Source organism: Rheinheimera sp. KL1 (genome assembly GCF_001275035.1).
GTDB lineage: Bacteria > Pseudomonadota > Gammaproteobacteria > Enterobacterales > Alteromonadaceae > Pararheinheimera > Pararheinheimera tangshanensis.
Genome location: NZ_LAMX01000028.1, coordinates 14,456 through 37,002, shown reverse-complemented (window position 1 = coordinate 37,002; position 22,547 = coordinate 14,456). Strand labels below are relative to the sequence as shown.

At 45.7% G+C, this 22,547-nt stretch carries 18 protein-coding genes; 11 read left to right on the top strand and 7 right to left on the bottom strand.

The window, feature by feature from the left end:
• Positions 1 to 2 precede the first annotated feature (2 nt).
• The 4 genes from WH43_RS16760 to ccoN all read right to left on the bottom strand — a co-directional run bounded on the left by WH43_RS16760 (position 3) and on the right by ccoN (position 3,796).
• Positions 3 to 488: a FixH family protein gene (locus tag WH43_RS16760; RefSeq protein WP_053425730.1), complete on the bottom strand. Its 486-nt coding sequence runs from the start codon at positions 486 to 488 to the stop codon at positions 3 to 5.
• Positions 489 to 559: 71 nt separating this feature from the next.
• Positions 560 to 1,537, bottom strand: a complete 978-nt coding sequence (gene ccoP / locus WH43_RS16755) for a cytochrome-c oxidase, cbb3-type subunit III (protein WP_053425729.1) — start codon at positions 1,535 to 1,537, stop codon at positions 560 to 562.
• A 176-nt stretch (positions 1,538 to 1,713) separates the two neighbouring features.
• Positions 1,714 to 2,355 (bottom strand): cytochrome-c oxidase, cbb3-type subunit II, encoded by a 642-nt coding sequence (ccoO, locus tag WH43_RS16745; RefSeq protein ID WP_053425728.1) that lies wholly within the window; start codon positions 2,353 to 2,355, stop codon positions 1,714 to 1,716.
• Between the two features lie 10 nt (positions 2,356 to 2,365).
• Positions 2,366 to 3,796, bottom strand: coding sequence for a cytochrome-c oxidase, cbb3-type subunit I (gene ccoN, locus WH43_RS16740; protein ID WP_053425727.1), 1,431 nt, complete (start codon positions 3,794 to 3,796; stop codon positions 2,366 to 2,368).
• 290 nt (positions 3,797 to 4,086) lie between these two features.
• Here ccoN and WH43_RS16730 point away from each other — a divergent pair, with 290 nt between their 5' ends.
• Positions 4,087 to 4,491: a hypothetical protein gene (locus tag WH43_RS16730; RefSeq protein WP_053425725.1), complete on the top strand. Its 405-nt coding sequence runs from the start codon at positions 4,087 to 4,089 to the stop codon at positions 4,489 to 4,491.
• Here the strand turns inward: WH43_RS16730 and WH43_RS16725 are convergent.
• The gene (locus WH43_RS16725) at positions 4,470 to 5,330 is read right to left on the bottom strand and encodes a D-hexose-6-phosphate mutarotase (protein ID WP_053425724.1); all 861 of its coding nucleotides are present in this window, start codon (positions 5,328 to 5,330) and stop codon (positions 4,470 to 4,472) included. The two genes, WH43_RS16730 and WH43_RS16725, sit on opposite strands and share 22 nt — an antisense overlap.
• 67 nt (positions 5,331 to 5,397) lie before the next feature.
• Positions 5,398 to 6,411, bottom strand: coding sequence for a type I glyceraldehyde-3-phosphate dehydrogenase (gap, locus tag WH43_RS16720; protein WP_053425723.1), 1,014 nt, complete (start codon positions 6,409 to 6,411; stop codon positions 5,398 to 5,400).
• 249 nt (positions 6,412 to 6,660) lie between these two features.
• On the opposite strand from gap, the gene malQ reads away from it, so the two are divergent.
• The 5 genes from malQ to msrB all read left to right on the top strand — a co-directional run bounded on the left by malQ (position 6,661) and on the right by msrB (position 15,299).
• On the top strand, positions 6,661 to 8,778 hold the full coding sequence (malQ, locus tag WH43_RS16715; RefSeq protein ID WP_286049897.1) for a 4-alpha-glucanotransferase: 2,118 nt from the start codon (positions 6,661 to 6,663) through the stop codon (positions 8,776 to 8,778).
• A gap of 163 nt (positions 8,779 to 8,941) precedes the next feature.
• Positions 8,942 to 11,119, top strand: a complete 2,178-nt coding sequence (gene glgB / locus WH43_RS16710; protein WP_053425722.1) for a 1,4-alpha-glucan branching protein GlgB — start codon at positions 8,942 to 8,944, stop codon at positions 11,117 to 11,119.
• A 17-nt stretch (positions 11,120 to 11,136) separates the two neighbouring features.
• Positions 11,137 to 13,167, top strand: coding sequence for a glycogen debranching protein GlgX (gene glgX / locus WH43_RS16705; protein WP_053425721.1), 2,031 nt, complete (start codon positions 11,137 to 11,139; stop codon positions 13,165 to 13,167).
• An 89-nt stretch (positions 13,168 to 13,256) separates the two neighbouring features.
• A complete protein-coding gene (gene gnd / locus WH43_RS16700) occupies positions 13,257 to 14,786 on the top strand; it encodes an NADP-dependent phosphogluconate dehydrogenase (RefSeq protein WP_053425720.1) in 1,530 nt (509 codons plus the stop codon).
• Between the two features lie 114 nt (positions 14,787 to 14,900).
• Positions 14,901 to 15,299, top strand: a complete 399-nt coding sequence (gene msrB / locus WH43_RS16695; protein ID WP_053425719.1) for a peptide-methionine (R)-S-oxide reductase MsrB — start codon at positions 14,901 to 14,903, stop codon at positions 15,297 to 15,299.
• On the opposite strand, the gene WH43_RS16690 is transcribed toward msrB, so the two are convergent.
• On the bottom strand, positions 15,280 to 16,074 hold the full coding sequence (locus tag WH43_RS16690; RefSeq protein ID WP_053425718.1) for a DUF2989 domain-containing protein: 795 nt from the start codon (positions 16,072 to 16,074) through the stop codon (positions 15,280 to 15,282). The two genes, msrB and WH43_RS16690, sit on opposite strands and share 20 nt — an antisense overlap.
• A 117-nt stretch (positions 16,075 to 16,191) precedes the next feature.
• Here WH43_RS16690 and WH43_RS16685 point away from each other — a divergent pair, with 117 nt between their 5' ends.
• The 5 genes from WH43_RS16685 (at position 16,192) to WH43_RS16665 (ending at position 22,497) form a co-directional block, all read left to right on the top strand.
• Entirely contained in the window at positions 16,192 to 17,691 is a 1,500-nt protein-coding gene (locus WH43_RS16685) for a glyceraldehyde-3-phosphate dehydrogenase (protein ID WP_286049896.1), read from the top strand.
• Positions 17,692 to 17,980: 289 nt separating this feature from the next.
• Positions 17,981 to 19,108, top strand: a complete 1,128-nt coding sequence (locus WH43_RS16680; RefSeq protein ID WP_053425716.1) for a M14 family metallopeptidase — start codon at positions 17,981 to 17,983, stop codon at positions 19,106 to 19,108.
• A gap of 96 nt (positions 19,109 to 19,204) precedes the next feature.
• Positions 19,205 to 19,531 carry a hypothetical protein gene (locus WH43_RS16675; protein WP_053425715.1) on the top strand — a complete coding sequence of 109 codons (327 nt, stop codon included), beginning with the start codon at positions 19,205 to 19,207 and terminating at the stop codon, positions 19,529 to 19,531.
• A gap of 1 nt (position 19,532) precedes the next feature.
• Positions 19,533 to 19,814: a YeaC family protein gene (locus WH43_RS16670; RefSeq protein ID WP_053425714.1), complete on the top strand. Its 282-nt coding sequence runs from the start codon at positions 19,533 to 19,535 to the stop codon at positions 19,812 to 19,814.
• Complete coding sequence (locus WH43_RS16665; RefSeq protein ID WP_082335837.1) at positions 19,801 to 22,497, top strand: DUF349 domain-containing protein; 2,697 nt, start codon at positions 19,801 to 19,803, stop codon at positions 22,495 to 22,497. The genes WH43_RS16670 and WH43_RS16665 overlap by 14 nt, the downstream gene beginning before the upstream one ends.
• Positions 22,498 to 22,547: the final 50 nt, after the last annotated feature.

Here is a 22,547-nt window from a genome sequence, read left to right as displayed (position 1 = left end):
TGTTAATATCCCAGTTTAAATTCACCTTGTTGTGGCAGCATAGCGCTTGCCCGCAGTTTCCAATCCTTGTGCTCATCTGAGACGACCAGATTCCATTTGCCTTCCAGTGTTTTAGGCAAGGTTCCGACATAAAGATTTTCACCACTGCGCTCTGCAGTAATGACAAAGTCTTTAGCCGCTATCGTATTGTGGAAAAACTCCAACTGAAGGTGTTGCCCCAGCGTTTTGTTTTGCTCAAACCGAACTATGACCTGATTGGCAGCAATCAAGGTGCTGGCATGCAAATTCCGTAATTCTGCTTCACGGTATTTGGCTAAATTCATGTTGATGGCCCGGCCTTCTTTATAGTAATCATCGATCACCAAATCAGGATTATTTTGCTGCATGATGTAAATGGTATGGCCGCCTTTGATAAAGGAGACGATGGGGAAGGCGATCAATAACCAGGGCCACAGCTGTTTGTACCAGGGTTTTGTATCATGCAACATCAGGTATTCCTCTTTCAGATAGCAATAAGCCCCACAAAGCGGGGCTTATTGTAATGCATTCACAGCAAAGATTACTTAGAACTTTCTTCCGGACGAGATAAACGGTAGACATAAGCAGAGATAATATGGATTTTGTCTTCTCCTAAAATCTCCTTGAATGCTGGCATCTGACCATTACGGCCTTTATTCAGCGTTTCTTCTACCGCGCCGTGTGAACCACCGTATAACCAGGTGTTATCCGTCAGGTTAGGTGCGCCAAATGGCAGGTTATGGGCTAAGCTGCCCTTACCATCTGCACCGTGACAAGCAGCACACATGCCAAACTTCGCTTTACCAGCAGCTGCATCTTTGTCATTCACCTTACGACCTGACAAACTTAATACATAAGCAGTCATTTCTTTGACGCCTTGTTCACCCAGAGCATCACCCCAAGCTGGCATAGCGGCTTTACGGCCATACAGCAGGGTTTCTTTGATTTTGTCCGGCGTACCGCCATATAACCAGTCATCATCTGTCAGGTTAGGAAAACCACGCTGACCACGAGCATCTGAACCGTGGCATTGAGAGCAGTTCTGCAGGAATAAACGCTGACCTACTTTTAATGCGTCCGGATCGTAAGCTAAGTCCAGAATATCGCGGCTGGTGTACTTAGCAAACTCTTTGGCATAAGTTTCATTGGCCGCATCATATTCACGGTCCAATTGCACGTTTTTGCCGTCCAGTTTGTTTTGTTCTACCGCAGCTTTGGATTCAGCCAGGTTTTTAATACCCTGATTTGAACTGGTCCAGTTTAAAAAACCTTTGTAGTTACCTAAGCCAGGGTAGGCGGCAAAGTAATACACCGACCAAACAATGGTGGCGTAGAACATGTAAGTCCACCATTTTGGCAGAGGATTGTTAATTTCTTCAATGCCGTCAAACTCGTGACCAGTGGATTCGCCTTCTTTCACTCCAACATGGTTTTTTAAATTCCAGGTTAAAATGACGGCGCAAAATACGATACACGCTATTGTTAAGACACTGATCCAAGTGCTCCAAAAGCTACTCATGATCCGACTCCTGTTTCTGTTGTTGTTTTGGTTTTTGGTCGTCTGCGAAAGGCAAATTTGCCTGTTCTTCAAAGTCTGGCTTGCGTTTTAACACAAAAAGCCAGACTACAGACCAATAAAACCTACAAACACTAGCACGGTGAAAATACTGTGTAGGGTTGCAATATCCATCATAATTACTTCAGCGCTGTGCCAAGGGATTGCAGGTATGCAATTAACGCCTGCATCTCTGTTTTTCCTTTGACAGACTCTGTCGCTGCCGCGATTTCTTCAGCTGAATACATCAGACCGTCTTCATCGTTCGGCGACATTTTGCCTTTAGTTAACTTGTTAAAGATTTCCATCTTTTTCGGAGTTAACTCACCATCCAGCGTATTAGTCGCCAGCCATGGAAAACCTGGCATATTCGACTGAGGTACAACGTCACGTGGATTGATTAAATGCGCATAATGCCAGTCGTCACTATAACGACCGCCTACACGGGCTAAATCAGGACCAGTACGTTTTGAACCCCATAAAAATGGATGTTCCCATACACTTTCACCGGCAACAGAGTAGTGACCGTAGCGTTCCACTTCATGACGGAACGGACGGATCATCTGGCTATGACAGTTGACACAACCTTCACGGATGTAAATGTCACGACCTTCAAGTTGCAGCGCTGTGTACGGTTTTAAACCGTCCACAGGTTCGGTGGTTTCTTTTAAAAACAGCAGAGGAGTGATTTCAACCAGTGTACCAAAACTGATTGCCAGCACTGTGCCTATGGCTAACCAGCCTGCACTTTTCTCAAAAAATTCATGATAGTTCTTAGACACAATAAGCTCCTTACGCTGCTTCAGCTACTGGTTCCAGAGCACCATCTTTCGCTCTGATAGTTTTCACAACGTTATACGCCATGACCAGCATACCTGTGACGACAAAACAGCCACCGATAAAACGCATCAGGTAGAACGGGTAAGAGGCTTCTAAGCTTTGTACAAAGCTGTAGGTCAGAGTGCCGTCAGTGTTGACCGCACGCCACATCATGCCTTGCATAATGCCGCTGATCCACATAGCGACAATGTACAGAACCACGCCAATAGTGTGTAACCAGAAGTGGGTGTTAATCAGCTTGATGCTGTACATCCGGCCTTGGTTATAGATGTTCGGGATCAGGTGGTAGATAGCGCCGATAGACACCATAGCAACCCAACCTAAAGCACCTGAGTGAACGTGACCTACTGTCCAGTCTGTGTAGTGTGATAAGGCGTTTACTGACTTGATCGCCATCATCGGGCCTTCGAAAGTTGACATACCGTAGAAGGACAGAGATACAATCAGGAAACGTAAGATAGGGTCAGTTTTCAGTTTGTGCCAGGCACCAGATAAGGTCATGATACCGTTGATCATGCCACCCCAGCTTGGAACGAACAGGATGACTGACATCACCATACCAACGGACTGAGTCCAGTCTGGCAGGGCAGTGTAGTGTAAGTGGTGAGAACCAGCCCAAATGTATAATGCGATCAGAGCCCAAAAGTGCACTACAGATAAACGGTAGGAATACACAGGACGACCAGCTTGTTTTGGTACGAAGTAATACATCATACCCAGGAAGCCTGCTGTTAATAAGAAACCTACAGCGTTGTGACCATACCACCATTGCACCATCGCATCCACAGCACCAGCGTAGACAGAATACGACTTGGTGAAAGACACAGGCACAGCCATGCTGTTGACTATGTGTAAGGCGGCAACGGTGATAATAAAGCCGCCGTAGAACCAGTTCGCCACATAAATATGGCTGGTATTACGTTTGACTAGGGTGCCAAAAAACACCACAGCATACGAAACCCAAACCACAGCAATCAGAATGTCAATTGGCCATTCCAGCTCTGCATATTCTTTACTACTGTTACCTATACCCATAGGTAAGGTAATCACGGCAGCGATAATGACTGCTTGCCAGCCAATAAAAGTAAACATCGCAAGCTTTTCTGCAAAAAGCCTGACCTGGCAGGTACGCTGCACCACATAATAAGATGTGGCAAACAGGGCACTTGTACCAAAGGCGAAGATTACTGCGTTAGTGTGAAGAGGACGAAGACGACTGTAAGTAAACCATGCCGTGTCGAAATTAAGTGCGGGCCAATACAGTTGCGCCGCAAGTAATACACCCAACCCCATACCGACAATACCCCACAATACTGTGGTGACGGCAAAAAGGCGGACAACGGTATAGTTGTAGTCAACATTTAACGATTTGGTCTGGCTCATGTTGAGTTCCGCTGCAGTTTATTGCTAGTGATTAAAAATTCACCCTAAGGTGACCCTTCTTATTGTTGGTTAACAGTGTAGCAGCCTTCAGAACAAGCAAAGCAACTAAACTCCTAACCATTTTGGGGCGAAATAATACGAGTTTTGCCTTTAAAAAGATAGGCGAAACAGCCGTTTTTATGATGTAGAACAATACTGCTGGTCGCAAAATAACCAATTGCAGCAATGTTTTGCGTTTCATCGCAACAAGAAGTTAGACTTATTGCTCTTTATTTACGGAAATTAATCAGATGAGATTGCTGTTTCTGGCTTTTTATTTAGTCTGTCTTAGTGGTTGCTCAGATCAAAAGACAGAACCTCAGACCTCAGTGTTGCAACTGCATCAGGATACACGATTCACTGTCAGTTTAGCCCCTGCCGATGCGCCAGTTGAAGAGATTCTGCACTGGACTGTTGAGTTATCTGATGGCTGGCAAATCAAACAGGCAGAAGTCACAGGATTGTCGATGACTATGGGCACTATTCCCTTATTGTTCAAAACTGTTGAGGGGAAAGCGAGAGTGTACCAGGCCGAAATGGTATTGGGGGCTTGCAGTCAGCCTCGGATGAAGTGGCAATTACAGCTTCAGCTGCTTCATGCCACAGAAGGGGAAAAGTTGTTGTTGCTGCCTTTTTATTCCAGCTGGCCTAAATAGCGGATTTGTTGTACCAGGTGCAGAGGAGCTGAAGTGGTCAGGCTCAGACGCGCAGTTTCGACACAAACAAAATCCAGATACCCATCATCAGGCAAATCTTTTAACGCCGCTGCTTTTTCTATCCATGGATTCCAGAGCACACTGGCATCATGACCTTGCTGAGCAATTTGCACAGCATTTTTTGCTTGTTCTAACGTCAGCTCATCCGCTGTATCCAGATAAACCCTGTCGACTTCTGCTGTAAACTTCAGTTCAGGGTGTTGTTGGTCAAAGCGCTCGCCGGCTTTCACTTTATCCAGATAAGCGCCTGCCAAAGTGCTGACGGAAACCTGATGCACAGAATCCACGGTAAAATAGCTATGCAATGCAGCTTGCTGTACGCCCTGATCTGAGTTTAGCGTCAGGGTTAACGCTGCTTCGGTTAACTGTAGGGTCAAACTTAAGTAAGAAGGCGCGTTAGTATAAGGCAACTCTTTGGTTGTTATACGAAATTCAATACGGACTTCGGTTTCAGTGACGGATTGTTGTATCACCTGCCAGAATTCAGTCCGCACCACACCATGATTGGGCAACTTCTGAGCTTTAGGGTTGAACTCTGCCGCAGCAGGGCCAAACCAGGGCCAACACACAGGTACACCTCCACGAATAGGAGTATTATTTTGCCAGACAGCTTCAGGCGACAGATAGACCAGTTCCACCTCTGCCTCTGGCTTATACGAGAGCAAATGAGCACCATAACTACTGATCACCGCTGTGGCCTGACCACATTGGAGTACATAACAAGGTAGGTCTGTCAGGTGGGCGAAACCAGATTGTTCAGTAATGCTGTTATTGCTCATTGGATTATCTCAAACGCTAAAGAAAGAAAAGGCGGCTAAAAAGCCGCCCCTGTATAGTCTCAATACCTTACTTTGAAAATTTCATCAGCTCAACAGTGTTGTCAAGCATTCTGTTGCTGAAACCCCACTCGTTGTCATACCAGGCCATGACTTTGACTAAACGACCATTTACACGGGTTTCGCTGGCGTCAAAAATAGAGGACATTGGATTGTGATTAAAGTCGACAGACACCAATGGTAAATCGTTGACAGCTAATACCTGATTCATCGGACTCTGAGCTGCAGCTTTACGGATAATATCGTTGACTTCTTCAACTGTGGTGTTACGACCGGCAATAAAAGATAAATCCACTAACGACACGTTCAGGGTTGGCACTCGTACCGCTAAACCGTCAAATTTACCTTTCAGCTCTGGTACGACTAAACCTACGGCAGCGGCAGCGCCAGTTTGTGTTGGGATCATTGACATAGCTGCTGCACGGGCACGACGCACGTCAGTGTGGTATACATCACTTAAACGCTGATCGTTGGTGTACGCATGAATAGTCGTCATTAAACCAGATTCAATGCCTAAAGCATCGTTTAATGGTTTAGCGATAGGAGATAAACAGTTGGTGGTGCATGAGGCGTTTGAGATGATGGTCATATCTTTAGTAATGACATCGTGGTTCACACCGTACACTACTGTTGCATCCACATCTTTCGCTGGAGCAGAAATAATAACTTTTTTAGCGCCTGCGCTTAAGTGAGCTCCTGCAGTCTGACGATTGGTGAACAGACCTGTACATTCCAGCACCACGTCAATATTTAATTCTGCCCACGGCAGATTCGCCGGGCTACGTTCACTTAAAGTCAAAATTTCGTCTTTGTTAACGAAAATAGCTTTGTCTGAGTGCTCAACGTCAGCGAAGAAAATGCCATGCGCTGTATCGTATTTAAGCAAATGAGCGTTAATAGCAGCATCGCCTAAATCGTTGATGGCTACAACTTTGATGTCGTAATTCTTTTTGGATTCATATAAAGCGCGTAAAACGTTGCGGCCAATGCGACCAAAACCATTAATTGCTACACGAATTGTCATAACCTATCCCCAGACTGTAATTTAATTCTGTAATAAAATTACATTTTTTGTCATTCTTTTCAAGTACAAAAAAGTTATGCATTCGTATTTTGTTAATCCGGGTCTTGAATCTGGAGTAGACTGTGATAGTTAATTTTTCCTAACCATTTACTTTTCTGAGCAAAAAACAGGTCGCTGGAGCCTTTATGGACAAACAATTACTTTCTGATCTGATTCCTTTACCGGCATAGAAACACAATTTACTGACGCATGGGGCAATCAATCAGAAGTCGCAGAGAAAAACTTACTCACTTTGCTAGCAGCTCAGGCTTTGCCATAGATAACGATGCACTGGCTCGTGAGCAGCTTCTGGAGCGTCAGCAAGATCATTGGGAGCAGTTACTGGATCCTGTTTCTGTGCAAAAAGCCGGGCACGATATCCAAATCGAACTGAAGTTACCTATCGCTTTAGCCAATACGCCTTTAGAGCTGGTGTTGACCACAGAACAAGGCAAAACACATACTTTTACAGTGACAGCAACTGATGATGCTGACTTAAATCAGGTGATGGTATTTGACGGCGAAGAATATCAGCAATATCAATGGACGTTACCTGTTTTGCTTGACCAGGGTTATCATAGTTTAAGCCTGACTCTGGGTGAGCTGGATTTTGTACAATCGCTGATCATCACGCCGTCTGCGTGCTTCCAGCCAGCAGAATTTAAAAAACAAAAACAATGGGGTGTATCTGTCCAATTGTATTGTGTACGCTCTGATCAAAACTGGGGGATAGGTGACTTTGCAGACTTACGTTTCCTGCTTGGTCATTTAGCTAAACAAGGCGCTGATTTTGTTGGGTTAAATCCTATCCATGCGCTGTATCCAGCCATGCCGGAATCTGCGAGTCCTTACAGTCCATCGTCCCGTCGCTGGTTAAATATCATTTATGTAGCTGCGCCACAAATGCCTGGTTTTGATCAATGCAAGCAGGTAAAACAGCTGGTCAATGCGCCAGGATTTCAGCAACAGTTGGACGCTGCGCGCGCTGCACAATGGGTCGATTATAGCGCTGTAACCCGTCTGAAACTGCCTGTATTCAAAGCGTTGTATCAATGGTTTATCGAACACCAGTCTGAACACGCTGAACTGGCTGCGGCTTTTTCTGTATTTAAACAACAATCTGGTGAAAGTTTATTACAACTGGCGCTTTATGATGCAATTCACGCGCATTTGATCCAAAAAGATAGTCATGCCTGGGGATGGCCAGTATGGCCAGAAGCCTGGCAAAGACCAGACAGCGATGAAGTATTGGCTTTTGCCAAAGCCCATGCAGATGAACTGGATTTTTATTGTTACCTGCAATTTATCGCCCGAGAGCAGTTGGCTCAGGCACAAGCTTTTGCCAAAGAACAGGGTATGTTATTAGGCTTGTACCGTGACCTGGCTGTTGGCGTCAGTGAAGCTTCAACCGAAATCTGGGGGAATCCTGATCTATACTGCCGCGATGCCAGTGTTGGTGCGCCGCCGGATATTTTAGGGCCCAAAGGCCAGAACTGGGGCTTACCTCCGATGTTGCCTTATCAGATGTTTCAGCAAGCCTACCGTCCTATGATCGATTTGTTCCGCGCCAATATGCAGAACTCTGGTGCGCTGCGTATTGACCACGTGATGGCTTTATTACGCTTATGGTGGGTGCCGAAAGGCGCTGAAAGTGCTGGTGATGGCGCTTACATCTATTATCCTATTCAGGATTTGTTAGGTATTTTGGCTCTTGAATCGCAGCGTCATCAGGTGGTCGTGATAGGGGAAGATTTGGGCACTGTGCCGGATGGTATTCGCGAAATACTGGCTGAATACGGTATGTACTCTTATCGGGTATTTTTCTTCGAAAAAGCTGAAGATGGTGGTTACGTGTCTCCAGCCCATTATCCGGTGCAGGCGATGGCGACCTTAACCACTCATGATATGCCTACTTTAATTGGCTATTGGCACTGTGGTGACTTGCATTTAGGTAAAGAAGTAGGGCTGTACTGTGATGATCAGCTGCCGGGTCTTTTTGAATCCCGTCACAAAGATAAGCAAAAAATTCTTGATTCATTGCATGGTCACCAGATGTTAGCTCCTCATTTTGACCATAATGTCGATCACGTTGGCATGAGCACTGAATTGAGTTATGCGATTCAGCGCCATGTGGCTAAAGGCTCCAGCCAGTTGTTGTGTTTACAATTGGAAGATTGGATGGAAATGACGCAACCTGTCAATATTCCGGGCACCAGCGATGAATATCCGAACTGGCGCCGCAAACTAACGATGACGATCGAGCAACTATCAGAGCAACAGAATGTCAATCAGTTGCTGCAAGAGCTAACTCGTTTGCGCCGCAATTAACTGACTCAAGCGATGTAAATGACATTGAATTTTTAAAGCCATAAATAAATTAAAGTTATGGCTTCAAATAATTCGGCCATAAAACTGCCAAAACCGCATGGCAGTTTTAATCTAATTTGTTATCTTAGAAATTAAGACGGTAAAAAAATCAAAAGGATAGTTCATGTCCGTAACTCAGTTAGCCTCTGCCAGTTGTTCTTCTCCATTTTCTGTATTGTCTTGGCAAAAAGGGACAACCAAAGGCTTTATGATCCGGGCTTATTTGCCGGATGCCGCAAAGGTTGAAGTTTTTGATCTTGCGACCCGCAAGTCTTTAGGGCAGATGGTTGCTCAGTCTGTGTTACACGGTTTATTTGAGCTTGAATTGCCAACTAAACGCAAAACCAGTCCTTATTACTTTCAGATTGAAACACCGCATCACCATAGCTACGAGCTGGTCGACCCTTATCAGTTTGAAGAAGAGGCTTACTACGCCGTACACTTTGTCAACAGTAAGCCAGAGAATTTGTATAAACAGCTAGGTGCTCAGTTGGTCGAATTGAAACTGGGTAAAAAGACACTCAAAGCGACCCGTTTTGCAGTGTTTGCTCCCAATGCGTCCAGTGTGAGTTTGATTGGTGATATGAATCAATGGGATGGCAGGCGTCATCCTATGCAGCGCACCGAATGTGGTCATTGGGTGTTGCTGGTTCCTGAAGTTGGAGCCGGTGTTCGGTATAAATTTGAAATCAAAGACAGCTTTGGTAATTTGCTACCGCACAAGGCCGATCCGCTGGCTTTTGCTGCCGAACAGTACCCCTCACACGCATCGCTGGTGTTCGACCACTCACAGTACAAATGGCAGGATCAGAAGTGGCAAGAGCGTACTGTTGATCCTTATCACGAAGCTATGAGCATCTACGAGTTGCACCCGGGCTCGTGGAAGCATAATCAGCATGGCGAACCTTTAACCTACACTGAGCTTGCACTTGAGCTTATTCCTTATGTGCTGGACATGGGCTACACCCATATAGAGTTATTACCGGTAATGGAGCACCCATACTCTGGCTCCTGGGGTTATCAGCCACTTGGTTTGTTTGCCGCGACTTCACGTTTTGGCACCCCTGATCAGTTCAAGGCCTTTGTCGATTCCTGTCATCAGGCCGGACTTGGAGTGATTTTAGACTGGGTTCCGGCGCATTTTCCGGAAGATGCGCATGGACTGGCCCGCTTTGATGGCAGCCATTTGTATGAATACGAAGATCCTCGCCGTGGTTGGCATCCGGATTGGAACTCCTGCATTTACGATTATGGTAAAGACCCGGTTCGTCAGTTTTTAGTGGCCAGTGCTTTGTTCTGGCTGGATTACTTCCACATTGACGCCTTGCGAGTCGACGCCGTAGCTTCGATGCTGTATCTGGATTACTCACGTCGGGACGGCGAGTGGGTGCCAAATGTTGATGGTGGTAATCACAATTACGAAGCCATCAGTCTGCTACGCTGGCTCAACACTGAAGTGTATCGGCAGTATCCGAAGGCCATGATGATAGCTGAAGAGTCCACTTCTTTTGATGGCGTCACCCGGCCGGTAGATTTAGGTGGTTTAGGCTTTGGCTTTAAATGGAATATGGGCTGGATGAATGACACCCTGCGTTACATTAAAAAAGACCCCGCCTATCGGAAGTTCCACCATAACGATTTAACCTTTTCTATGGTGTACGCGTACAACGAGAACTTTATCCTGCCGTTATCTCACGACGAAGTGGTGCATGGCAAAGGTAGTATTATCAATAAGATGCCTGGAGATGAGTGGCAACAAGCTGCGAATTTACGCGCTTATTATGCGTTTATGTTTGCCCATCCAGGTAAAAAGCTGAACTTTATGGGCAATGAATTTGGCCAGGGCACTGAGTGGGATCATAACCAGCAGTTGCCATGGTATTTATTGTCTTTTGATAAACACAGGGGCGTACAACAGCTGTTCCGTGACTTAAACCTGACCTACAAAGCTTGCCCCCCATTGCATCAGTTGGACCATGAGGCGGCTGGTTTTCGCTGGATTAATTATCAGGATGCTGAACACAGTACCTTGAGTTTTTATCGTTTGGATAAACACGCTAATGCGGTGTACGTGGTCAGTAACTTTACGCCAGTCCCTCGCAGCGGCTTCCGTTTATCCGTAGCTGAGCCTGGCGAATACGAAGTCATCCTCAATACGGACAGCGAATACTATTGGGGCAGTAATTACCCTGTCGGAGAGTATTTATCTGCCTTTGCAGCTGCAGCCTTCGGTTTAAACTACATGGTGCAGTTGGATTTACCTCCTTTATCGACCCTGTATTTGAGAAGAAAAATATCGTGAGCAGCAAGGCAGAGCAGATGTCTGAATGGATAAGCACAGTGGGTAGTGTATATCCACCAGGACCACAGCAAACCGGATCGGACAGCTGGAATTTTTCGGTTTACGCTCCTGATGCTTCGGCGCTTTGGTTATGTCTGTTTTGTGCTGATACAGAAGAGCCCTTGGCAGAAATTGAGTTTTTCGCCCGCACTGGTGAATCATGGCACTTGCATGTGGCTGGCATTGAGCAAGGCACTCTGTATGGATTACGTGCAGAAGGCGTGTGTCAGGCCAGTTCAGGCTTAGTGTTTGATCGTAACCGTCTGTTGATTGATCCCTACGCCAAACAGTTAAACCGGGCTTTGGTGTGGAACGAACGACTTTATCAGGTGCATAGCCATTATATGGTGCCTAAGGCTGTGCTAAGAACCGTTGAATTTGACTGGCAAGGCTCAAAAAAACCAGCCATCCCCCGTGAAAAAACTATTATCTACGAAGCTCATGTCAAAGGTCTGACCAAACTACATCCTGATGTGCCGGAACCTCTGCGTGGTAAATACCAGGGCATGTGCCATCCCGCTGTGATCCAGCACTTAAAAGACTTAGGTATCACGACGGTTCAATTGTTGCCTGTCGCCAGTTTTATGAGTGAACCTCGGTTAGAAAAGCTGAAACTAAGTAATTACTGGGGTTATAACCCCATCAACTTTTTTTCTCCGGACGCCCGCTATCAGGTAGGTGATGCGGTCAAGGAGTTTAAAGAGCTGGTTCGCACTTATCACCAGCATGGCTTGGAAGTCATTCTGGATGTGGTGTTTAATCACACGGCTGAAGCAGAAGATTACCGCTTAAGCTTCAGAGGCCTGGCAAACCGGCATTATTACCTGTTTGAAAATCATGCCGATATTACCGACTACCAGCAGAACTGCAATTACAGTGGCTGTGGCAATACACTCAACGTTGCTCATCCAATGACACAGCGTTTGGTGTTGGATGCATTGCGCTATTGGGCCACTGAGATGCAAGTCGATGGGTTTCGTTTTGATTTGGCCGTGACTTTAGCCCGAGAGCATAAACGCTTTGATGCGTACGCTACTTTTTTACAGGTGATAGCACAGGATCCTGTATTAAGTCAGGTGAAATTAATAGCCGAACCATGGGATTTAGGTCCCTTTGGTTATCAGCTTGGACAATTTCCGGCGCATTGGTCTGAACTGAATGATAAATGCAGAGACACCTTTCGCTCTTTCTGGCGTCAGGATCCTGGCCAATTACCACAATTTGCTACCCGGTTGTTAGGCTCCCGCGATATTTTTCAGAAACATCATAAGCCAGCTTGTTGCAGTGTGAATTACATCAGTTATCACGATGGGTTTACCTTGCAGGATATGGTGTCGTATCAGGATAAACACAACTGGCTGAATGCAGAGCAAAATCGTGACGGGCATGGTCATAATTTAAGCGTCAATTACGGTGTGGAAGGTCCCAGCAGCGACGCTGATATTCTGCGCAACAGATACCAGCACAAACGAAATTTAGTCGCCACTCTGATGCTCAGTCAGGGCATAGTGCACTGGCTCGGAGGAGACGAGCTGAGTCAAACCCAACAAGGTAACAATAACGCTTATTGTCAGGACAATGAGATCAGTTGGTTACACTGGCATCTGGATTATCAGGCCAGTCAATTTTTAGCTTTTGTCAAAAAGATGATTCGGCTACGCCAACAATTTAGCTGTCTGCAGCAACTCTCTTTGTTGGATGATCAGTATCAATTGCATGGTGACAAACATCAGGTGAGCTGGTATCTGCCCGATGGAAGTGTGAAACAAGACGAACATTGGACTGATCCCTACAAAACCAACTGTGTTTTTGTGATAGAGCATTTAAAAGATCAGCAAAGTCTTTTGGTGATTATCAACGCAGCGGATCATCCACTGCAGGTCGATTTACCGAAAAAAAGTTGGCAGCTGTTGCTGGATACGGAATTTGACACAGGTGAACCGCTGGAAAAATCAGCAATAAGAACACGTTATATGCAAAGCGCACGATCTTTATCCATTTGGAGCTGAGTTTTTTCAGCTTGGCTTTTTCTTTATCCGCAGTTTTCCAGTATAATCGCGGCCACTTTTGCAGTGCCGGATTTTAAAAGGAAAATCAAATGTCTGAGACATCCGTATTATGTGATATAGGTTTTGTCGGCGCAGGTGTCATGGGGAAGAACCTCATTTTAAACCTGGCTGATCACGGTTATCGGGTTGCCGCTTTTGATTTAGACCATAAAAAACTGGAAGCTGTGATAGCGCAGGACAAAGCCGAGCGGGGCGATAAACCTGCCCGGGTCATCAGCTGCAGCTCTTATACAGAACTCCTGTCGCGTTTATCCTCTCCTCATTTAGTGATCTTATCTGTGCCAGCCGGCAAGCCTGTTGATGATGTCTGTTTAAAACTGATCGATGCCGGTATTCAGGCCGATGACATTATTGTTGATACAGGCAATAGCTTGTGGACAGACACGGTGCGCCGTGAAAAACACTACGAAGGCAAATTTATTTTCTTCAGTACAGCGGTCTCTGGTGGTGAAGTGGGGGCCCGTTTTGGCCCTTCCTTGATGCCAAGTGGCGATCCTTATGCATGGACCAGGATTGAACCTATCTGGCGCGCTATTGCGGCCAAAGTTGACCCGGCAACAGGTCGTCCGCTGGAACGGCACGAACCCGGTAATCCGGTGACAGAGGGAGAATCCTGCGCCACTTATATTGGGCCGGGCGGTTCAGGTCACTATGTCAAAATGGTGCACAACGGTATCGAATATGCCGATATGCAGCTGATTTGTGAAGTCTATCAGGTGATGCGTGACGCACTTGGTATGAGTGCAGAGCAGGTATCCAAAGTATTTAAAGAGTGGAATCAGGGCATATTAAACAGTTACCTGATGGAAATTAGCGCTGAAGTGCTGGCCACGAAAGATTCAGAAACAGGCTTACCCCTGGTCGATGTGATACTGGATAAAGCAGGACAAAAAGGCACTGGTCTTTGGACTGCAGTCAGCAGTCTGGAATTAGGTTGTCCTGCACCTACGATCAGCGAAGCTGTATTTGCCCGTTCTATGTCGACTTTAAAAGATCAGCGGGTGTTAGCATCTACGTTGTTATCTGGTCCTGTGCGTGAACATTGCACAAATCAGACTGCTGAGCAGATGATCAAGCAGCTGCATGACGCACTGTACTGCGCCAAAATTTGTGTGTATGCACAAGGCTTTGATTTAATGAAGACCGCAGCAGCTGAGCATGGTTGGCAACTGAATTTTGCTGAGATTGCAAAAATCTGGCGCGCAGGTTGTATCATTCGCGCAGTGTTTTTACAGTCTATTACTGAAGCTTATGAGCGTAACGACGATTTACAGAATTTACTGTTGGATCCGTTTTTCTCCAAACAAATTTCTGTCAATCAGATGAACTGGCGTCGGGCTGTGGCTGAAGCAGCCATGACAGGTATTCCGGTATCTGCATTAAGCTCAGCTTTAAGTTATTACGACTCGTACCGTACTGCCGTCTTGCCTGCTAACTTGCTGCAAGGGCAGAGGGATTATTTTGGCGCTCACACCTTTGAGCGTACGGATAAAGCTAAAGGTAAAACTTTCCATGTCGACTGGGGTCATACCGACAGGCCGATGCAAAAAATTAAGTAAATAAAAAGCTCCGCAAGGAGCTTTTTACGTATTAAGAGTACTGTCGGCATAAACTGCTGTTGAACAGCGCAGCACTTTTTGTTTTGCTGCCTGTCCTTTGACCTGGAGTAATGAATGAAAAAAACTGAACAAGAATGGCGTCAGCAACTCACCGAAGAGCAATACAGAGTGACACGGCAAAAGGGTACTGAGTATCCTTTTAGTGGCTCCTTACTGCACAATAAAGCAACAGGCTGTTATCACTGTATCTGTTGTCAGCAGCCCTTGTTTGATTCTGCAGATAAGTTTGACTCTGGCTGTGGTTGGCCATCATTTAGTAAAGCCATCAAAGGTCAGGTCAAGTATGAAAAAGATCACTCTCATGGCATGAACCGTATCGAGATTTTATGTCAGCACTGTGATGCACACTTAGGTCATGTGTTTGACGATGGCCCGGCTCCCACCGGGCAAAGGTATTGTGTCAACTCCGTATCATTACTCTTTAACGCGGATGTTAAAATTTCGGCGGAGTAAAGTGCCCCAGCTGCAGCTGAGCTATAGTATGCTCAGCTGTGTCTTTAATTTTTTCGTGATCTAGCTGGGCTTGCTCCAAATAAATTTTTAGCTCTTGCAGCTCGACATTAAAAGCGCCGCTTTGCTGCGCCAGCAGTGCCCAATGGTAGGAGCTGGCGTAATCTTTTTTCTTATAAAACATACTGCTCAAGGATGCATAAATTTCCGGGTCGACTTTAGGTTGTGGCGGATAAAGCTCCAAAGCATGGTGCAGCAGTTGAATGCTTTTTTCTCTGTCTCTTTTACTGTAATAGCTGACTAATGCCATTTGCAGCTCTGGTGTTTCCAGCTGATTATTTTGTTCAGCCTGCAAAAATCGCTGCAGATGACTGTCACTCTTATTACGCGACCAGTGGTAATACAACAGATGCGGATCATCAGAGCTGATGGTTTCATCACTTAAACGTTTGATCTCTTTAAGGCTTGTTATATAACCTACCATGCGTGTGCTGGTTTTTTCTTTCAGCTTGATATGCTCTATGCCTGCGGCCAACTCAATACATTTTGAGTATTTTTCAAGATCTATCAGCAACTGGTATTTATTTTTATCCGAAGGCAGATGCTTTTCCTCAAAGCGCTGCATAATCAGGTCACGGCGTTGCAGGTTACAATGAGAATCATCATTTAAGTCGTTGCAAATTCCAGGTTCTTTTTCACAAACAGCACGTAGCGTCAGCTCACCTTCAGAGCAGGCTCCCAGCAATATCAAGCTAACGCTTACCAGCAAATATTTCATAAGTATCTCATTCGTCTTTTCTGCCTCCAGCATAACGAAGAATTCAGAAAAAATCTTTTTGTAATTGTTGTCGTAGTATTACATGTTCAATTACAATGCGCCTGCCTGAATGTGGCGATGACCACAGGCACACCTCTGAACCTACAAGACGTAAAAGGCGAAACCATGACTCTATCACACGAAGAACAGTATCAACGCAGCTGGCAGGAGCGCCAGGAGTACGCTGAGAACATGCAACCTATTATAGGTCGTTTGTATCGCAATAAAGGCATTGAGGTTGTGGTTTATGGTCGTCCTCTGGTCAATGCAACCACTATTGACATCATTAAAGCACATAAAACAGTCGAACGTTTTGAACAGCAGAAGTTACGCTTAAGAGAAAGCTTCCCAGTGCTTGAAGCAATTTCCAACATGGAACTGGCACCAGGCCGCGTCGATATTGGTAAGCTGGCTTTTGCCTATCTGTACAAAAATGCTGGTGAAGGTCAAACTTTACAGCAGTATTTAGATAGTCAGCTGTCTGAAATATTACATCGTGACGATCAAATCAAAGCTGTGGACGTGGTGCTGTATGGTTTTGGCCGTATTGGCCGTTTGTTAGCCCGTCTGATGCTGGAGCGCTCAGGCCCAAGCAGTAAATTACGCTTACGTGCCATAGTGGTGCGGGGCGGTCGCAAAGGTGATTTAGAGAAACGCGCCAGTCTGCTGCGTCGCGATTCTATCCATGGCCCGTTTAACGGCAGTATTACCGTGGATGAAGAAAACGGTGGCATCAAGGCCAATGGTACTTTTATTAAAGTGATTTATGCCGATTCACCTGAGTTGGTCGATTACACCGCCTATGGCATTCACGATGCGCTGGTGGTGGATAACACGGGTATTTGGAAAGATGACAAAGAACTGTCTATTCACTTTAAATCCAAAGGCGCAGCGAAAGTCTTATTAACAGCTCCGGCCAAAGGCGAAGTGCACAACGTGGTCTATGGTGTGAATCACGACATGATCCAGCCACAAGACCGCATCGTTTCAGCGGCAAGCTGCACAACTAATGCGATCACGCCTGTGTTAAAAGCTCTGAACGATGAATACGGTATTAAAAACGGTCACGTAGAGACTGTGCACTCGTACACCAACGATCAGAACTTAATCGACAACTACCACAAAGCTGAGCGTCGTGGTCGTGCAGCACCACTGAATATGGTGATCACTTCAACGGGTGCAGCCAGCGCTGTGGCAAAAGCCTTACCAGAGTTAAAAGGTAAGCTGACGGGAAATGCAATTCGGGTTCCAACCCCTAATGTGTCTATGGCAATTTTGTCATTAAATCTGAATAAAACAACCAACCGTGAAGAGCTGAACAGCTATTTACAAAAAGTAGCACTGTTTTCTGAGCTCCAAGACCAGATCGATTTCACCAGTTCTACTGAAATTGTCTCCAGCGACTTAGTCGGCTCACGTTATGCTGGTGTGGTCGATTCTCAGGCGACCATAGTGCAGGATGACCGCTGTGTACTTTATGTATGGTATGACAACGAGTTTGGTTACAGCACTCAGGTGATTCGAGTGATGAACGAGATGGCTGGTATTAAATACCCAACCTTACCTATCAGCAAATAACAAAAGAACGTTGAACGGGCCGCCTTAGTGCGGCCTTTTTTGTTATCGAAGGTTACTAAATCTGTGGTAGCTGCAGAACAGCACGCAGTGATGCCCAAAGCGATGCGTCATGCATACCAGGGACCATGAAGGGCAGGTTTAGCAGCGCCCGACAAAAAAAGGAGAAAGGCAGTCTGCAGTCAACAGTCAATAAAGCTGTGGCTTCAAGTGCGAAGGGGATAGTGTTATGATGCCGGTCCGTTAAGACTGCCCCAAGGCAGCATCTGTTACCTAACCAAGTGGATATGTTATGAAAATTACCTGTAACTTTGACAGCGGTAATATTGACGTGATCAAAGCCGAACATCCAACCGATATTCAGCTGGCTATCCGTAAAGACCACAACTCAGACTTTTATCAATGGTTCCACTTCCGTTTACATTCTCAAAGCCCTGAACCTCATACTATCCGTATTGTAAACGTCAAAGATTCGGCTTACCCGGATGGCTGGAAAGGCTATCAGGCTGTTGCCTCTTACGACAGAGAAACCTGGTTCAGAGTTGAGACACAGTTAGTAAATGATGAATTAGTCATCACCCATTACCCTGAAGCTGAATCTGTTTACTTCGCATATTTCGCACCCTACAGCTATGAACGTCATATGGATTTATTACACTCGGCACAAAGCTCTGGTATGGCGCAAATTGTTGAGCTGGGTGAAACCCTGGACGGCCGTGATATGAGTATGCTGGTGGTGGGTGAGCCTGCTGATGGTAAGAAAAAAATCTGGATCACCGCCCGTCAACACCCGGGGGAGTCTATGGCCGAGTGGTTTGTTGAAGGTTTATTAGACCGACTTTTGGATGAAGATGACGCCGTGTCTCGTACCTTATTGGACAAAGCGGTGTTCTACATAGTGCCAAATATGAACCCGGACGGTAGCGTGCGAGGTCATTTACGGACCAACGCTGCTGGGGTGAATTTAAACCGCGAATGGCAAACACCCAGTATGGAAAAAAGCCCAGAAGTGTATTTAGTCCGCCAGCAGATGCTGGAAATCGGTGTAGATATGCTGCTGGATGTGCATGGCGATGAAAACCTGCCGTATAACTTTGTTGCAGGCTCTGAAGGTGTGCCTTCTTACAATGCCAAAATGCAACAACTGGAAACTGCGTTTAAAAATGCGCTTTTATTAGTAACACCTGAGTTCCAAACTGAATTTGGCTATGAACTGGATGAGCCGGGTAAGGCCAATCTGACGATCGCCTCGACCTGGGTAGCAGAACAGTTTAAATGTCTGTCATACACTCTTGAAATGCCATTTAAAGACAATGCGAACTTACCGGATTTAGACTACGGCTGGTCTGATGTACGTTCGATGAAGCTGGGACAGGATAGCTTAGTTGCTGTGCTTGCTGTGGTTGATCAACTGCGTTAATGACTACGTATCTGCTATGACGCAAGCCGGCTTGGGCTGGCTTGCAAACTAGTTCTTTTGCTTTATAGTGCGCCATAACTTTTAGAGGGTTTTACTATGGCAATTATTTCCTGCCCACGTTGCGCGAAAAAAATTTCGGATAAAAGTCAGAATTGCCAGCATTGTCAGTTAGATATGACAGGCATGTCAGCAGAAAGAAAACAACATTTAGCCATCGAAGCCAGAGATAAAAAAATGCAAGGCGCTTTGAATCAATCGATGCTCGCACTCATTTTGTTTTTAGCTGGTTTCTGTTTCCTGTATTTTTGGGCCTTAGAGCCGGATGGTTATGAAGCTGTTGTCTCCAAAGGCATGATAGCTTTAGGCTTTCTTTGGTATATTTATGCCCGTGCTCGTCTGATCTATCTGAAGCGAAAAAATTAATATGGATTTCAAAGCTCTTGTTCTGGCGATGTCGCCAGAAACCTACCAATCCCTGCTAGATACAGTAGCCACAGGACGTTGGGCTGATGGTGTAGTGCTGTCAGACAGTCAAAAATCGCATACTCTGCAACTGGTGATGGCTTATCAGGCTTACGTACTCAAATCCACTGAACCCTACACCATAGGGGCGGATGGAGAAATGGTGATTAAATCCAAAGCCGAAATGAAAAAACAATTCCCTCAGGATTCTTCGATAGCAAGGTTTGCGCATGATGATCTTTAAACGTTGGTTCGCGCCTAAATGGCAACATAAAGACGCTGCAGTGCGGCAACAGGCAATTGCCGGGTTAAGTGTGGATGCTCAGCATAAAGAAATCTTGCATGAACTTGCCTTTAATGACGGCCATGAAGCGGTACGTCGTGCTGCATTAGAAAAATTAAATGAATTTTCGTTATGGTGGCAAGCCAGTAAACAGGACAGTGCTGAACGTTTAAAGCAGTATGCCGAAACTCAACTGGTACAGATGATACTGGACAATCGTATTTCGGTGCATTTAAAACGTCAGTTTATTGAAGAGTGCCACAGAAGCAGTATTTTAGAGAAATTAGCCTTAACGGAAGCAGATGCAGATATCCGTTTTTCGCTGATTATGCGGCTGAAGAAAACAGATCTGATCCTGACCAATTTGCAGCAAGACCTGTTGAGTCTGGAGCAAAAACGTCAGTTGCTTACTTTAATCACCGAGCCAAAACAGTTAGAAAAATTAAGCAAACAACTGGCTGAGCCTTTAGCCAGCGAGTTAAAACTGCAACTGCAACAACAGCAAGAAGCCAAAGACAAACCTGTCCAGCTTCGTAAAGTGGTCAACTTGTTGTTAGCTAAATTCAATGCAGTGCGTGAACGTGGCGATTTAACTCAGATGCAGCAAAAATGGCAGCAGTACCAACAAGAGTGGGATGCTGTGCAGTCTGATCTGGCGTTGCTGGACGATGCGGTTGAACTGACGCAAAAATACGAAAAGATAAAAGTCTTAACGGAAAACGCCTGGGCTCCGCTGCGCAAAGAACAGCAACAACAGTTGGCTCAACAGCAAAAAATTGTCGCATTACAACAGCAGCAACAGCAGTTTGAAAACCAACTTCAGGCGATGCAGCAGCAGTTATCTCAGCTGATGTCTGAAGGCCGCTTAGATGAGACGGATCCGTTAGCTGCAGAAGCGGCGACTTTGCTGCAACAGATCTCACAGAGTGAATTAGCAGTAGGGATAAAATCAGGTCTGCAAAAAGCGCTGGCTACCTTTGAACGTCAATTACAGCAATTACCAGCTCAGGCCGAACAGTTATTTAAATTAACCCGCTTGTTAGCGGATTGGTCGTCTGCTGTTGTTCCTGCGGATGCAGTGCAGTTTCAATATATCGAAGCCAAGTATCAGCAGTGGCAGCAAGAATGGAGTAAAGGTCGCAAGGCGTTGGGCGCTATGTTGCCAGAGAGCTTGGTGCAAGCTCAGCACCAACTCAATGCACAGTGGCAGCCACTGATGAGTGAGTTTGCAGCCCAGACTGAAAAAAATCTTAAATCGGTGCGCTCTAAGCTCGCTGAATTCCGGCGTTTATATGAAGCAGGGCGTTACAAAGTGTTGTTTGGCTTGTTCAAAGGCATTCAACAAAGTTACGCCGAGCTTAGTGTGGCTCAGCAACAACAACTGGCAAAAGATTATCAGGCTGCTGAACAGCAATTACAGCAGCTCAATGAATTACAAAACTATATTGCGACACCTCGCAAACAGGAACTGGTTGCACAAATGCAAGCTTTGGCTGTAGCCACTGATGTCGCTGCGCCAGAGCGTGCTGAACAAGTAAAGTTAGCTCGCGCAACCTGGCAGACCTTAGGTCGTGCCGATCAAGCGTTAGAGGCAGATTTGAATCAGGCCTTTAATCTTGCTTGTGAGCAGGCTTTTGCACCGTGCCGCGACTATTTCGCCGCGCAGGATGAGCAGCGTAAACAAAATGCGTTAATAAAACAGCAAATTCTGGCGGATTTAATTGCGTTATTAGAGCAACCTCTGGACAAGAGCTTTGATAGTCAGTTAACCAAATTACAAAAGAGCTGGCGGGAAAGTGGGCCTACAGAGTCGGGTCTTTATAAAGAACTTTCAGCCCGGTTTAAAACTCTGGTTGATCAGTTGAAAGGTCGCGTTCGTGGTCAACATGAACAGAATTTAACGGAAAAACAACAGCTGATTCAGAAAGCACAACAGTTGCTGAATTTATCCGTTGATGAAGCAGTGGCTGGCGCGAAAAAGCTGCAGCAAGACTGGAAACAGATTGGTTTTGCCGGAAAAACGGATCAACAACTCTGGTCAGCATTCCGTGTCGTCTGTGATCAGATTTTCGCTAATAAAACAGCTGCAAAGCAGCAGCAAGATCAGCAATGGGCGGAGCAGCAACAGCAAGCGGAAACTCAATTCGCTGAAGTTGCAACACAGTGCACACAAGCAGCTACAGCGGCTGAACTGCATGCGGCTCAAGGCGCATTAAAAGCGCTGGACCTGCCAGCCAAATCTGCTTTGTTGCAGCAAAAGCAGCAGTTGTTAGCGGAAGTCCAACAGAAGCTGGAAATCTTAGAACAGACTGCTTTTAATGCCGGTTATCAGCAATTGTTTGCGGTACTTGAACAAGCTGATATAACAGCTGAAGCTATTCCAGCGCGTTTTCGTGAATACTTTGCCAAAGGTAATGAAGAGCAACTGACCCGTGCTCAGCTTACGACCGCTATAGAACTTATTAGTGGGAAAGACTGCCTTGCTTCAGACAAAGCTCAGGTGCAACTGCAATTGTTGTCAGATAAACACAATTCGGGCTCCAGCCTGACAGTGGATGCGTTATTAACACGTTGGTTAAGTTTTGGCGCAGTGAAAGCAGAAGAGCAGAGCTTATTACAACGTCTAAAAGTTGTGTTTGCGTAAAGCAAATATTGCATACGAAAAAGCCAGCGCAAGCTGGCTTTTTTACATCA

What these genes read in the sequence shown, in the direction of transcription:
- WH43_RS16760 (WP_053425730.1), bottom strand. Translation starts at nt 488, where the DNA reads ATGTTGCATGATACAAAACCCTGGTACAAACAGCTGTGGCCCTGGTTA.
- ccoP (WP_053425729.1), bottom strand. Translation starts at nt 1,537, where the DNA reads ATGAGTAGCTTTTGGAGCACTTGGATCAGTGTCTTAACAATAGCGTGT.
- ccoN (WP_053425727.1), bottom strand. Translation starts at nt 3,796, where the DNA reads ATGAGCCAGACCAAATCGTTAAATGTTGACTACAACTATACCGTTGTC.
- WH43_RS16730 (WP_053425725.1), top strand. Translation starts at nt 4,087, where the DNA reads ATGAGATTGCTGTTTCTGGCTTTTTATTTAGTCTGTCTTAGTGGTTGC.
- WH43_RS16725 (WP_053425724.1), bottom strand. Translation starts at nt 5,330, where the DNA reads ATGAGCAATAACAGCATTACTGAACAATCTGGTTTCGCCCACCTGACA.
- gap (WP_053425723.1), bottom strand. Translation starts at nt 6,411, where the DNA reads ATGACAATTCGTGTAGCAATTAATGGTTTTGGTCGCATTGGCCGCAAC.
- malQ (WP_286049897.1), top strand. Translation starts at nt 6,661, where the DNA reads ATGGGGCAATCAATCAGAAGTCGCAGAGAAAAACTTACTCACTTTGCT.
- glgB (WP_053425722.1), top strand. Translation starts at nt 8,942, where the DNA reads ATGTCCGTAACTCAGTTAGCCTCTGCCAGTTGTTCTTCTCCATTTTCT.
- glgX (WP_053425721.1), top strand. Translation starts at nt 11,137, where the DNA reads ATGTCTGAATGGATAAGCACAGTGGGTAGTGTATATCCACCAGGACCA.
- gnd (WP_053425720.1), top strand. Translation starts at nt 13,257, where the DNA reads ATGTCTGAGACATCCGTATTATGTGATATAGGTTTTGTCGGCGCAGGT.
- msrB (WP_053425719.1), top strand. Translation starts at nt 14,901, where the DNA reads ATGAAAAAAACTGAACAAGAATGGCGTCAGCAACTCACCGAAGAGCAA.
- WH43_RS16690 (WP_053425718.1), bottom strand. Translation starts at nt 16,074, where the DNA reads ATGAAATATTTGCTGGTAAGCGTTAGCTTGATATTGCTGGGAGCCTGC.
- WH43_RS16685 (WP_286049896.1), top strand. Translation starts at nt 16,192, where the DNA reads ATGACCACAGGCACACCTCTGAACCTACAAGACGTAAAAGGCGAAACC.
- WH43_RS16680 (WP_053425716.1), top strand. Translation starts at nt 17,981, where the DNA reads ATGAAAATTACCTGTAACTTTGACAGCGGTAATATTGACGTGATCAAA.
- WH43_RS16675 (WP_053425715.1), top strand. Translation starts at nt 19,205, where the DNA reads ATGGCAATTATTTCCTGCCCACGTTGCGCGAAAAAAATTTCGGATAAA.
- WH43_RS16670 (WP_053425714.1), top strand. Translation starts at nt 19,533, where the DNA reads ATGGATTTCAAAGCTCTTGTTCTGGCGATGTCGCCAGAAACCTACCAA.
- WH43_RS16665 (WP_082335837.1), top strand. Translation starts at nt 19,801, where the DNA reads ATGATGATCTTTAAACGTTGGTTCGCGCCTAAATGGCAACATAAAGAC.